At 44.6% G+C, this 11,992-nt stretch carries 12 protein-coding genes and 1 tRNA gene; 8 read left to right on the top strand and 5 right to left on the bottom strand.

The features are described from left to right. Window positions 1-155: 155 nt before the first annotated feature. Both V7K30_RS03810 and V7K30_RS03815 read right to left on the bottom strand, forming a co-directional pair. A complete protein-coding gene (locus V7K30_RS03810) occupies window positions 156-1,535 on the bottom strand; it encodes an amidase (protein ID WP_334997266.1) in 1,380 nt (459 codons plus the stop codon). Between the two features lie 210 nt (window positions 1,536-1,745). Then, window positions 1,746-2,480 (bottom strand): MBL fold metallo-hydrolase, encoded by a 735-nt coding sequence (locus tag V7K30_RS03815; protein WP_334997267.1) that lies wholly within the window; start codon window positions 2,478-2,480, stop codon window positions 1,746-1,748. Between the two features lie 193 nt (window positions 2,481-2,673). On the opposite strand from V7K30_RS03815, the gene V7K30_RS03820 reads away from it, so the two are divergent. Next, window positions 2,674-4,194: a site-2 protease family protein gene (locus V7K30_RS03820; protein WP_334997390.1), complete on the top strand. Its 1,521-nt coding sequence runs from the start codon at window positions 2,674-2,676 to the stop codon at window positions 4,192-4,194. Window positions 4,195-4,392: 198 nt separating this feature from the next. Here the strand turns inward: V7K30_RS03820 and V7K30_RS03825 are convergent, their stop codons facing one another. The 3 genes from V7K30_RS03825 to V7K30_RS03835 all read right to left on the bottom strand — a co-directional run bounded on the left by V7K30_RS03825 (window position 4,393) and on the right by V7K30_RS03835 (window position 6,204). After that, window positions 4,393-4,962 (bottom strand): phycobiliprotein lyase, encoded by a 570-nt coding sequence (locus V7K30_RS03825; RefSeq protein ID WP_334997269.1) that lies wholly within the window; start codon window positions 4,960-4,962, stop codon window positions 4,393-4,395. A 75-nt stretch (window positions 4,963-5,037) separates the two neighbouring features. Next, window positions 5,038-5,718 (bottom strand): HEAT repeat domain-containing protein, encoded by a 681-nt coding sequence (locus V7K30_RS03830; protein WP_334997271.1) that lies wholly within the window; start codon window positions 5,716-5,718, stop codon window positions 5,038-5,040. 401 nt (window positions 5,719-6,119) lie between these two features. Continuing rightward, window positions 6,120-6,204 (bottom strand) — tRNA-Ser (locus tag V7K30_RS03835). 107 nt (window positions 6,205-6,311) lie between these two features. Between V7K30_RS03835 and V7K30_RS03840 the strand changes: the two genes are divergently transcribed. The 7 genes from V7K30_RS03840 (at window position 6,312) to V7K30_RS03870 (ending at window position 11,747) form a co-directional block, all read left to right on the top strand. Continuing rightward, entirely contained in the window at window positions 6,312-6,680 is a 369-nt protein-coding gene (locus tag V7K30_RS03840) for a 2Fe-2S iron-sulfur cluster-binding protein (protein ID WP_334997273.1), read from the top strand. After that, window positions 6,670-7,251, top strand: a complete 582-nt coding sequence (locus tag V7K30_RS03845; RefSeq protein WP_334997275.1) for a thermonuclease family protein — start codon at window positions 6,670-6,672, stop codon at window positions 7,249-7,251. The genes V7K30_RS03840 and V7K30_RS03845 overlap by 11 nt, the downstream gene beginning before the upstream one ends. Before the next feature lie 227 nt (window positions 7,252-7,478). Next, window positions 7,479-8,291, top strand: coding sequence for an inositol monophosphatase family protein (locus tag V7K30_RS03850; RefSeq protein WP_334997277.1), 813 nt, complete (start codon window positions 7,479-7,481; stop codon window positions 8,289-8,291). A 75-nt stretch (window positions 8,292-8,366) separates the two neighbouring features. After that, a complete protein-coding gene (locus V7K30_RS03855; RefSeq protein WP_334997279.1) occupies window positions 8,367-9,323 on the top strand; it encodes a J domain-containing protein in 957 nt (318 codons plus the stop codon). Then, the gene (locus V7K30_RS03860; protein ID WP_334997281.1) at window positions 9,323-10,534 is read left to right on the top strand and encodes an ATP phosphoribosyltransferase regulatory subunit; all 1,212 of its coding nucleotides are present in this window, start codon (window positions 9,323-9,325) and stop codon (window positions 10,532-10,534) included. The genes V7K30_RS03855 and V7K30_RS03860 overlap by 1 nt, the downstream gene beginning before the upstream one ends. Before the next feature lie 189 nt (window positions 10,535-10,723). After that, window positions 10,724-10,948 carry an indolepyruvate ferredoxin oxidoreductase subunit alpha gene (locus V7K30_RS03865; protein WP_334946780.1) on the top strand — a complete coding sequence of 75 codons (225 nt, stop codon included), beginning with the start codon at window positions 10,724-10,726 and terminating at the stop codon, window positions 10,946-10,948. Window positions 10,949-11,018: 70 nt separating this feature from the next. Beyond that, on the top strand, window positions 11,019-11,747 hold the full coding sequence (locus V7K30_RS03870) for an ABC transporter ATP-binding protein (protein WP_334997283.1): 729 nt from the start codon (window positions 11,019-11,021) through the stop codon (window positions 11,745-11,747). Window positions 11,748-11,992 lie beyond the last annotated feature (245 nt).

Below are 11,992 nucleotides of genomic sequence, written 5' to 3' on the forward strand. Positions count from 1 at the left end.
TCCCTGGACAATATGTTGGTTAACAAACGTTACAAAAGTTGCATTGGGGATTAGGGCAACAGGGCACCTTCAGTAGATGTGGCGATCGCTTTTTGATGACTTCCCAAAGTAGTATCAGAACTTGATTAACGAGTATTTTAACTGGATTGAGCCACCTAATACCCTGGTGGGCGTTGAAAACAACCAGTTACTTGAGTTAATTTCTGAGCAATTTCTAACAGCTTCATATCACTTCCCCGCCGCCCTACCACCTGCACACCAATGGGTAATCCTTCTTGTGACTGGGTAAAGGGCAGTACCACGGCAGGGTTGCCAGTTAGGTTGAAAATTGTGGTGTAAGCACCTATTGCGATCAAATAAGAGAACTCGTGACCATCTACCTGAATGGGTTCTCCTGGCTGACGATGGGTGAAGGCAGGTACTGGCACCACTGGACACAGCCAAACATCCCAATCAGAGAAGAAGCGTTCCATATTCGCAATCAGAATATCGCGCTCGGCGAGGGCGGTGACATACCGTTGTTGCTGTTGAGTCTGCGTCAGGTCTGGCTGTGATAAACCCAATTCAAAAGCATAAATATTCAGGTAAGTATCCCCTACTGCATTGCTCTCAAAATTCGGTGGCTGGTTGTGTTGCTCTACATAGCACCCTAGTTCGACTAGGGATGATGCTAGTTTCTCTAGAGCGGCCTTAGTTTCGGTTGTTGCTGGAATATCAAAACCTTCTGTCCAAGCGTAGCGGCAGGATTGTAGTGTGGTAACTGGGTTGCCTTGTATGGGTATCGGCAACACTTCTGGCTGGCGCGGGTCTGGGCCTTCAATCAGTGACAGGCACAATTGCAAGTCTTCTACAGAGCGGGCAAGAGGCCCTACTGTCTGCAAGTGCCAGATGGTTTTCGGTGTTCCTGGCAGTTCTGGAATATGTCCAAATGTTGAGACTCGATGCTCGGTTGGTTTCAAGCAGAAAATGCCACAGAAGTGAGACGGAACGCGGATAGACCCACCAATATCACTACCAAGTTCTAAAGGGGATAACCCAGCAGCTATAGCACTCGCCCCACCTCCAGTACTACCGCCTGGGGTACACTCATGGTTCCAGGGATTGTTTGTTCTACCAAACAGGGGACTGTTAGTCTGGAAGTTGTCAGCCAACTGTGGTGTATTCGTCTTGCCCAAAATAATCGCTCCAGCGGCGCGTAGTCGAGCGACAACGGTAGCATCTTGCTCTGGGATATAATTAGCTAGAGGTTCATAACTGCTCGTTGTCCGTAATCCTTTGGTTTCGAGGGTGTCTTTGATAGTTATGGGTACTCCATGTAAGACTCCCCAATTTTCTCCTTGAGCCAATGCTTTATCTGCCGCTTTCGACAGAGCGATCGCATTTTCCGCATCTAAAGTCACAATGGCATTTAGTGCTGGGTTGTGTTGAGCAATCTGACTTAGATAAGCTTCTATTACTTCTTTTGAAGAGACTTGGCGATCGCGGATTGCTTTTGCCAATTGATGAGCAGCTAAAAAGACTAAATCATTCATCATCCATGTTAATTTGAGGTACTTCTTTTAATTCTGAACGCGTCAAGACCTGCTTCTAACTCTATTGAGGTAGCAGTCTTCTCTCATTAACAAAGTATGTTCAGTTTAATTCCCCTGCCTATAGCAGCAGCACGAATTGAATGCCTAATTAAAATCCCCGTCACAAAACGTAATTGCGTTAGCGTAGCGGGGCGCAGCCCATTGCGAATTGCTTTAAAGTAGAGGCTGTATCCGCAGCAAAGCTGGTAAATCAAGAGAGGCGAGGTGTTGATAAGCTTGATTTATGACACGCTTACCTCTGAGAAAGCCTGTATTAGCTCCAGGACAAATATACTGGAGAGTTTCTGGTGTAAAACGTTCTAGTAGTAACTCAACACTTTTAATTTGTCTTGGCCAGTGGAAAGTTTTCGCTGTCCGTAATGGTACTGGTTTACCCTGCTGGTTAGGGACTAAATGCCGACCAGAAAACAATATACCTCCAAGTTCACTGTAGTATAGGCAAGATGAGCCGGGAGAATGACCTGGTGTCCAAATCACTTGTGTTGCGGCATCGAGAATAAATTCCTGCCTAAAGGTAGTTACGGTTAAGCCTGGTAATAAATAAGCTTCTTGCTCTTGAATCAGCACCTCGCAGCCAAAGATTTGCTGAATTTCAGCGGTTTTGCCAATAGTGCCTCGATGGGTGAGCAATAACCAACGCACGCCTCCATGCGATCGCAAAAAATCTTGATTTGTTTGGTCTAAGGCAGGGCAATCTATGAGGATATTGCCTTCATTTCTTACAATAAAATAAGAGGTTCCCCCTAATGTGTCCCGATTGGGTGGAAAGGCAAAAATGCTCTCTTGTGCGAAGTCCGATTGCAGAGAACTTCCGCTAGGAACTTCGTCAGGGAAGACAGCCCGTGGTGGCTTAGTTGTATGACTCGGCACTTGAGGTAAAGGGCACATAATCAAAGAACCGAAACTGAGGAGTTGTGGACAATCTGGTTACAGTGTGGAAATTCTGAAGAATTGAAACTTGAGCATTAACCAGCACTGTTAACCATTGTGAATAAAATTGGGGTTTGAGGTCTGCCTTGTAGTTAATGCTATGGTGCTGAAGCTACTGGTGGGGTGTTTTGTCCAAATTACTGAAGATAACATGGCATTTTGGTTTCTATTTATCCTCCTACTGGGGCTAGCTACTTATCTAATGGTGCAGCACAGCGTCGCTCACATCACTCGGACGCCAGTATGGTTGTTGTGGCTGATTTTAATGACACCAGCATTTCTGTTGAGTGGATGGACGCTGATCTACGGGGCGAAACAACCTCCGCCACCAGCGCTGATCATTTGGTCGTTATTTGTCTGCACACTGTTGTACTGGACATTGTTTCAATGGGGGCGTCAAGCGCCAAGAGATACACCGACTCAAGTTCAAGCTCAAGCCTCAGAATCACAGCCGACTATCCAGCCTATCGCAGAACCAATAGTGCGTCCTATTGAGCCAACGGAAGAAACTCAACTGCGAAATTGTTTTCCTTGGTCTGTATACTACGTTCAAAATATTGAGTATCGACCACAAGCTGTGATTTGCCGTGGTCAGTTGCGAACTAAAGCCAGCAACGCCTACCAGCAGATTAAGACTAATATTGAAGCCCAATTTGGCGATCGCTTCGTGCTGATCTTTCAAGAAGGTTTCAATGGCCAACCTTTCTTTGTGCTGGTTCCCAATACTCAAGCTGCTAAACAGACAAATACACCACGACGCAACCAGGAACGGTTAACTCGCCCAGGATTAGCGCTTCTACTACTAGCAGCTACTTTGGTAACTACTACCTTGGTGGGAGTGCAAAATGCTGGTGTTTCTTTTCCATCTATCTGGGAAACTGGATCTTTGTTCAAACTTCTATCTAACCCAGATGTTCTATTAAAAGGATTGCCTTATGCCTTAGGGTTGATGACTATTTTGGGCATTCATGAACTTGGGCATTATTTGACAGCCAAATTTTACAATATTCGCTCGACGTTACCTTACTTTATTCCCGTGCCTTTCTTCTTGGGAACTTTTGGCGCATTTATTCAGATGCGTAGTCCTATTCCCAACCGCAAAGCTTTATTTGATATTAGTTTCGCTGGGCCAATTGCAGGCTTTGTTGTTACCTTGCCATTACTAATATGGGGCTTGGCTCATTCTGACGTGGTTTCCCTGAGTGAAAAAACCCGACTTTTGAATCCTGATGCCCTCAATCCCAAGTATTCCATCTTACTAGCGCTACTCTCGAAGTTAGCCTTGGGAAGTCAGTTAACGGCCAAATCAGCCCTTGACTTACATCCAGTGGCACTGGCTGGTTTTCTGGGACTAATTGTCACAGCATTAAATCTAATGCCTGTGGGACAACTAGATGGAGGTCACATTGTCCATGCGATGTTTGGACAACGAACTGCGATCATAATTGGTCAAATTGCTCGCGTGCTGTTGCTATTACTTTCTTTAGTTCGGGAAGAATTTTTGTTGTGGGCGATTATCTTATTATTTATGCCGTTGATTGATGAACCTGCACTGAATGATGTCAGCGAATTGGATAACGGACGTGACATTTGGGGATTACTGGCACTAGCTTTGTTGATTGTAATTGTTCTGCCATTACCGCAGGCGATCGCTAACTTTTTACAAATTTAAAAAGTCTCAACGCAGAGAGAGAAATATATCTAAATTTTTTCCCAACTATGGTACTAACCACAGCATGGTATTTTGTGATTGAGATTATAAACAATATTCAACAATAAGTTCTCTTGGAAAATGTCTTTTTGTCCACAACTCAGTTGCCAGCAATTAATATTCCCCCCAGAAACAAGGGGGGAATATTTTGTTATCCAACTAACTAGATACTGAATTAGCCGCCTCCGAAGCCTTCGCGGCTGGTGGTGGAGAACCACCCATGCGAATCTCAGAAGTGAAGGAAGTAATACTAAATCCACCAAAAGTCTTGAGGACATTTACCCGCATTCGCAAATTGGGGCTAGCAAACCACAGGCGCTCCTCAGAACTCATGGTTTCATCCTCTATAGTTAAGATTAAAGCACCATCACTGTCAAATTTATAGTGTCCGGCAACTGGAGTTTTATTGGCATCAACTATTTCTCGTAAGAACTTGCCTTGGGCCGGATTATTCGCATCAGGTACCGAAACTAACACAGTTGAACCACTGTGTTTTGCTTGATCCTTATCCATTGTGCCGTTCCAGGTAATTTTGGTAGCACAGGAAGCAGAACTAGGATTAACTTTGTAATTTTGACACACTTTGATCACCTCTGGATGATCTATTGCCAGCGTCTCAATGATGATGTCTGACTTGCTATTTTCAGATTCGTTAAAAGCCAAATGTTGACTAGTGCGATGAGAAAACCATTTACCAGCACTTAATTGAAAAAACTCTTCAATATTCATGAATGAAATTACCCTGCATCAAAATGCTAAAATTCCCACTTAATTATTATTAAAAGGTCGCAGGAGGCTTTAATATTAAGCTTGATTGCCTATTTCCTCAAGCTTCTTGAGGCCAATTCTGGCTGCCTCAGCAACGTTGAAATGATTGTCTTTTTCCAGGTATTTTAAAGCTGAGATACTCTTGGGAGTGGGAAGATTTCCCAAGGCTTCTGCCAAACGCTGCCTTACTAACCAATCATCTGATTGGGCGAAGCGCAGGATCTGATCGACAGACTCAATGTCTTTAATTTCTCCCAGTGCAGAGATTGCAGCTTGTTGCAACACGACTTCTTTGCTATCCAATGCCTGAAGAAGAATTTCACGGGCACGGGGATCTTTAATGTTACCTAGAGAAACGGCTGCACTAAAGCGTACTAGCCAATCAGTATCTTCATAAAAAGCCCGTGAAAGCACTTCAAAGGCTCTGGCATCACCCAAATATCCTAAGGCACCAGCGGCATCAGCGCGTATACCATAATCTGGGTCATTTACTAGAATTTCCACCAAAATTGCATAACATTCTGGCGTCGGCTTGATTCCAAGGGCAAATATTGCCATCGATCGCAGTTGCAAAGATTCGTCGTCGAGTACCTTTTTAATTAAAGGGACTGCATCTTCAGGAGAAACATGACGCAGATTGGCAAGAGCTACCATGCGATCGCGTAAATTCGGACTTTCTAACTGAGTAGAAATTTCTTGTAAACTTAAAGTTGCCATTTAGTTCAAAGCGTTTTCTTTACTTATCTTAATTTACCTGATCCGTTCATCAGGCTGTCGCCATACTGAAGTAGGAGTTTGGCGACTTTACAAAATGCCTCGATTATGAGTGAAAAATAAACAAATGTTACTTCCCGCTAGATTGTGTGGGTGCTAATAGGTTTCGTTGATTTTGTGTAACCCACTGGTGTAGTGGGCTAAATCAGAAGTGCCTCGTTTGTTTTCTGGTTTGTACGATACCTTTCTTGGGGAACGCTGCACGTAGCTTGCTTAAGAAAAGGGTCACGCTAAGGCACTTTCAAAGCAATTTTAAGAATTTATTTGGAAATATCCTGCTTTTTTTGAACCAGACTATTTGTAGAAGTCTGGTTCAAACTATATATTTAGACTAGGTTTGAAAACGGAGAGGGAGGGATTCGAACCCTCGTTAAGTTTCCCTAAACAGACTTTCCAGGTCTGCGCCTTAAACCGCTCGGCCACCTCTCCAGGTGCCACGAGTTACGATCATACTATAGAATCCCACAAAATGCAAAGATAAAGAAAGATATTTTTAGATTGAATCTGAAAGTCCCAATCCCAAAATGCAAATCCAGATGTCCCGTACATACACAATTAGAGTTCGCGATCGCGCCACTGGCAAAACATACACCCTACAAGTGCCAGAAGACCGCTACATTCTGCACACTGCCGAAAAACAAGGGGTGGAACTGCCGTTTTCCTGCCGCAACGGGGCTTGCACCACTTGTGCGGTGAGAGTGTTGTCGGGAGAAATTTACCAACCAGAGGCGATCGGATTGTCGCCACATTTACGTCGGCAAGGTTATGCCTTGTTGTGTGTGAGTTACGCCCGTTCTGACTTGGAGGTGGAAACGCAAGACGAAGATGAAGTCTATGAACTCCAGTTTGGCCGCTATTTTGCTAGGGGGAGAGTTAAAGCTGGTTTACCGTTAGATGAGGAATAAACAATTCAAAATCCCCGAATTTTTGATGCCTGTGCGTCTTGGTGACTGGGTGCGAAAAATAGCCATTTTGGCTTGCTTATTGCTCTTGGTGAGTTGTCAAGGTAAAAACCAGCTGCCAGACAATCAGGCCCAGGTGAAAGTAGCGCGGGTAGTTAGTGGGCAAAGTTTGGAAGTGTTAGGCATGGCTGAACAACCAAATTTGATTTCCCAAGTGCGGTTAGTGGGTGTTGATGCACCAGATTTGCGACAGCGGCCTTGGGGGGAAGCAGCAAAAGAACAGTTAGAGAATCTAATTGGTGGTGCAGAACAATCGGTAACGCTGGAGTTTGATTTAGAAGCAAAAGACAAAATCGGGCGAACTCTAGCTTATGTGTGGAAAGATAAGGTGTTGTTGAATGAAGAATTAGTCAAACAAGGGAATGCAATGTTTGTGGGGCGATCGCCTAACCACAAATATGACCAACGTTTAGAACGTGCCCAACAATGGGCTAGACTCATGGGGCAAGGAATCTGGAACCCAGAAAAACCCATGCGCCTCACCCCCGGTGAGTTTCGCCGCCAAAATCTTTGAAGAGTGGGGAGTGGGGGGGGCAAGAATTTTAGATTTTAGATTTTGGATTTTAGATTGAAATTTAATCCAAAATTTAAAATCCAAAATCCAAAATTGAATTACCCTGTTTGGCCAATACAACTCTTGGAGAGGCTGCGCCTTAAGCGAAGCTATGCCGCAGGCTTTACGGCTTCTCTACCAGACGCACTCGCGTTCGCTCGGTACAAGTGCCCAATGCCCCATAACAAATGACTAATCTACAAATTTTTCTAGATATTGCTACCGAAGCTGCCTTAGCTGCTGGTGGTATTTTGCAAGGTTACTTGGGTAAGTTAGAAGACGCAATTATTGAAAAAGGACGCCCTGGTGATTTAGTCACTGCTGCTGATAAAGCCTCAGAAAAGTTGATTTTAGAAATTTTGCGTCGCCACTTTCCCCAACATTCTATCCTCGCGGAAGAATCAGGGAAATTAGGTAATCAAGAGAATGAATACCTTTGGGCAATAGATCCTCTAGATGGCACAACCAACTACGCCCATCAATACCCATTCTTTGCCGTTTCCATCGGGTTGTTAATTAATGGCGTTCCACAAGTTGGTGTAATTTATGACCCCTTTCACAATGAACTCTTCCGTGCCGCTACTGACTTGGGAGCAACGCGCAACCGTCATCCCATCAAGGTTTCGGTAACATCTGAACTAAGTAAAAGCCTACTAGTGACAGGATTTGCCTACGATCGCCGCGAAACCTCTGATAACAACTACGCAGAATTTAGTCACCTCACCCATCTTACCCAAGGAGTCAGACGTAGTGGTTCTGCATCGCTAGATTTAGCATATGTTGCCTGTGGACGTGTCGATGGTTACTGGGAACGAGGGCTTTCTCCTTGGGATATTGCCGCCGGGATAATTTTGTTACAAGAAGCTGGGGGCAAAGTTACCGCTTACGATGGCACTCCTGTCAAAATTGAGTCAGGGAGAATTCTCGCCACAAATAGTTATATTCACGACTCCCTAAGTAACGAACTTTTACAAGTTCCGCCACTGTCAGCCTGGGTGTAAGGTGGGGGCTTTCCCCCTGACTTTGGGTAAACTACTAAAAAGAATCTAACTGCTCCTTTGGTGCAAAACGTCTATATGTCTTTCAAAATAGATCGTGGACTATTTAAATATGATTTCATAGATCATCACGCAGTATTGTGCATTCCAGTTGATGCGGATGTCAAAGAGATTCGCAAACGTTATCTAAAAATCGCCCGCCGCTTACACCCGGACAGTAGTTTTACTAAAACTGCTACTCAAAAACAGCTAGGGAACGAATTGTTATCAAAGCTGGTTAACCCAGCTTACGAAAAACTTTCTAGCGATCGCACTCGCGCGGAATATATTCTAATTTTGTCGCAAATTGGCAAGCGCCTAGTACAAGAGTCTACTTCGGTGACTCTAAACACCGATTTGGCTAAACAGTTAGCTGATGCCTCTAATGTCGATCATTTCTATAAAAGTGCGATCGCTAAACTAGCCCAAACTCAATATGATTCTTTAGAGCAAGCGCTACAAGTCATTGCCCAAGTTAGTGAGTTGAATTTAGTGTATTTAATGCGGAGTGCGGGCAAATCATCCACAGCGCCGCCACCAACTGCTCAACCCAAAGTCCAATCAGGGACGCCTCAGCCAAATACACCAAAAAATCCACCACTAGCACCAGCACCACCAAAAGAAGACTCAGCTGTAGAACAGTATGTTCGTCGCGCTCAATCTTTGATTGACAAAAACCAATTGGCCCAAGCCAAAGTAGAGTTGCAAGATGCCTTAAAGCTAGAACCTAAAAATAGTCGCTGCCATAGCTTAATTGCAATGGTGTATTTGAAGCAAAATCAGCTAAAAATGGCAAAAATCCACTTCGACAACGCTCTAAAATTAGACCCTAATGACGAAACAGCGTTGCATTGGAAACCTAAAATAGATAAGGCTTTAGGACAACAACCCAGTGATCATAAGGTGACTTCATCCCACAATAATGGAGATAAGCAACCAGATAAATCTGGTAGTGGTGGTTTGTTCGGTGGTTTGTTTGGTGGGAAGAAAAAATAATGGTGTATCAACCAGCAGCGGGAGCCAGGGATTTATTACCCTTGGATGTAGAGAAAAAACGCTGGATTGAAGATCGGTTACAGCAGGTGTTTCGCCGTTGGGGATATCACAGGATTATCACCTCGACTTTAGAGCGCATGGATACCCTGATGGCGGGGGAAGCAATCCAGCGTCAGATGGTGATTCAACTACAAAATGGCGAAGATGATGAATTAGGGCTACGTCCAGAATTAACAGCATCTATTGCTCGTACTGTTGTCACCCGGATGGCAGGCGTAACTTATCCACAACGGCTGTACTACAATGCCAATGTGTTTCGCCGCACTTGGGAAAGTAGGCATAATCGCCAGCAAGAGTTTTATCAAGCTGGGGTGGAGTTGTTAGGTGCTGGCGGATTGCTGGCGAATGCGGAAGTACTGCTGTTAGTAGCAGATTGTTTGGCAGCACTGGATTTGCAGGGATGGCATTTAATTTTAGGTGAGGCGGGAATTACGCGATCGCTCCTGAGTGCCTTTCCTGCTAATTTACAGGATAAAGTTCGCAGTGCGATCGCCCATCTCGACCGCATTACTATAGATACTTTACCCCTAAGTGACAAACTACGCGATCGGGCCCAAATCATCCTGGATTTGCGCGGGCCAAGTGCAGATGTGTTGCAAAAAGTCAGTAGTTTGGATCTAGATGAAGAACAGCGAGAGGCAGTAAATAACCTCAAATCCCTAGTAGAATTACTAGAATCCGAGAAAAAATTTCCGTTAATCCTTGACCTCAGCCTCATCCAGACCATAGATTACTACACTGGCATCGTCTTTGAGGTTGTCAACGATACCGAGTCCCAAGCCAGGGTTTTAGGGCGCGGTGGTCGCTATGACCAGCTTTTAGGGCTATATCATCCTCAAGGAGAAAACATCCCCGGAATTGGTTTTGGACTCAATATCGAAGATTTATACCAAGTTCTGTTGTCTACTCAGCAATTACCACAAGCAACCCCAGCGAGTGACTGGTTAGTAGCACCAGAGACGCCGAGTGCTAATGCCCTTGCCTTTGCCTACGCGCAAAAACTCAGAGATTCTACTGATTTGGTGCGGGTAGAAATTGATTTGGGGGGAAGGGATGCAGAAGCTATTCGCCAATATGCAGGCGATCGCAGCATTGCCCAAATTGCTTGGATCAAAGCTGATGGCTCACCAACCATTGAATCATTGCGTTAAGTGAGTTGGGAATGGGCCAAACAGGGCAATTCAATTTTAGATTTTGGATTTTAAATTTTGGATTAAATTTCAATCTAAAATCCAAAATCTAAAATCTAAAATTCTTGCTCCTTCCAGTCCCCACTCCCTCAGTCCCCAGTCCCCTGCTAGGCTAGAAATAGCCGATACAGAAGAGAGGGAATCGAGAACATGCCGCACACAATTGTTACAGAAGTCTGTGAAGGCGTCGCTGACTGCGTAGGTGCCTGTCCAGTAGCTTGCATTCATGATGGCCCAGGCAAAAATGCCAAGGGAACCGATTGGTACTGGATTGACTTTGCCACTTGTATCGACTGTGGCATCTGTCTCCAAGTTTGCCCAGTAGAAGGGGCGATTCTTCCAGAAGAACGACCAGAGTTGCAAAAAACTCCGTAATAGTCCATAGTCAACAGTCAATAGTTATGCTTGACTTGACTGTTGACAAATGACCAATGACAAATGACCAATGACAAATGACTATTTACTAGATGTTCAAAATGTCCATGCTGGATACATCAAAGATGTAGATATCCTGCAAGGTGTGAATTTCCGGGTTGCACCAGGGGAATTGGTAACAGTGATTGGCCCCAACGGTGCGGGTAAATCTACTTTGGCAAAAGCAATTTTTGGGCTTTTGATCCCCCACACAGGCACAATTACCTTCAAAGGTGAAAATATCGTGGGGCTAAAGTCCAATCAAATCGTCCAACGAGGAATGTGCTACGTACCTCAAATCGCCAATGTCTTCCCTTCCCTCAGTGTTGAAGAGAACTTGGAGATGGGTGCTTTTGTGCTTAACGTTCCTCTGAAACCAATTAAAGATAAAATATTTACCATGTTCCCCAGACTAAGCGATCGCCGTCGTCAACGCGCTGGTACTCTCTCTGGAGGAGAACGCCAGATGCTAGCGATGGGCAAAGCTTTGATGCTGGAACCTAATTTGCTGATTTTGGATGAACCATCTGCTGCTTTATCCCCCATCTTGGTGACACAAGTGTTTGAGCAGATTAAACAAATTAATCAGGCGGGAACTGCGATCGTACTAGTAGAACAAAATGCCCGTAAAGCTTTAGAGATGGCTAATCGCGGATATGTTTTGGAGTCGGGACGCGATGCGATCTCCGGTCTTGGTGAAGAATTGTTGAATGACCCGAAAGTGGGTGAGCTATATCTGGGAGCAGGTAAGAGACATTAAGTCCTGTGCCACCAATGGGCAACCAAAAAGCATTTTGACGGTAGTGCTTTGGGGCGTGCCGTTAGTGGCAATAACAGTAAATTACCGCGACTCGAATGCATGAATGTCAATTTTGTTGTTAACAATTGCACATCCTGTGGTATTTCGAGTTTTTCCCGTTCAACATAACACCAGTTTAATAAGGGAGCTTTACCAAGCGATAGCGATGCCGAAGGCGGGCTGCGCCTACGCTATCTATAACTAAT

This window comes from Nostoc sp., assembly GCF_036917655.1.
Taxonomy (GTDB): domain Bacteria; phylum Cyanobacteriota; class Cyanobacteriia; order Cyanobacteriales; family Nostocaceae; genus Nostoc.